The organism is Blastomonas sp. CCH1-A6 (genome assembly GCF_001556365.1).
GTDB lineage: Bacteria > Pseudomonadota > Alphaproteobacteria > Sphingomonadales > Sphingomonadaceae > Blastomonas > Blastomonas ursincola.
The window spans coordinates 1-905 of sequence record NZ_LSIS01000458.1 but is presented as its reverse complement, the minus strand read 5'-3'; the positions used below and the strand labels follow the sequence as shown (position 1 = coordinate 905).

The 905-nt window shown below is 65.1% G+C and carries 1 protein-coding gene; it reads right to left on the bottom strand.

The genetic code is table 11. The annotated features are described in order from the left end of the window. The coding region (locus tag AX735_RS20585) for a sulfite exporter TauE/SafE family protein (RefSeq protein WP_066284301.1) at positions 1-813 on the bottom strand (813 nt) is incomplete at its 3' end. Positions 814-905: the final 92 nt, after the last annotated feature.

Here is a 905-nt window from a genome sequence, read left to right as displayed (position 1 = left end):
ATATTCGGGCGGCAGTTTCTGCGCGAAGCGCGCGCCGATTTGCGCGCCGGTCACGCTGCCGATCAGCAGCAGCACCGCCAGCACGATGTCGACCGCCTTGGTGGTCAGGCTGTGCACCATGGTCGAGGCGAGCGTCACGAACAGGATCTGGAACAGCGAGGTGCCGACCACGACCTGCGCCCCCATGCCGAGCAGATAGAGCATCGCAGGCACCATCACGAAGCCGCCGCCGACACCCAGCAGGATGGTCAGCATGCCGGTGACAAAGCCCAGGATGAGCGGCGCCAGCGGCGAGATGTACAGGCCCGAGCGATAGAAGCGCCAGCGCAGCGGCAGATTGGCGACCAGCGGATGGTGGCGCCGCTTCTTGGGCGGCAGCGTCTCGCCGCGCCGCATCGCCCGCACGCTGGCCAGGCTTTCGCGCGCCATCAGCCCGCCGATCGAGCCGAGCAGCAGCACATAGACGATATTGATGACGGTATCGATCTGACCGAGCTGCTGCAGAAGCCGGAATACCGCAGCGCCTGCCAGCGTTCCCAGGGTGCCGCCCACCACCAGTACGCCGCCCATCTGGTAGTCGACCCCGTTGCGCCGGCTGTGCGCGATGACGCCCGACACGCTGGAGCCGGTGACCTGGGTGGAAGCGGAAGCCGCCGCGACTGTCGGAGGAATGCCGTAGAAGATCAGCAGCGGCGTGGTGAGAAAGCCTCCGCCCACGCCGAACATCCCCGACAAAATGCCCACAAGCCCGCCAAGCCCGATGATGACGAGCGCGTTGACCGAAAGATTCGCAATGGGAAGATAGACATCCATGGGTTGGAAAGTGCTAGCCGCTTTGGCGCATCAGCAGAAGGGGCAAGCGACCGAATGGGCAGGGTCCGGATCAAAAACCCGCGGATAAGGTC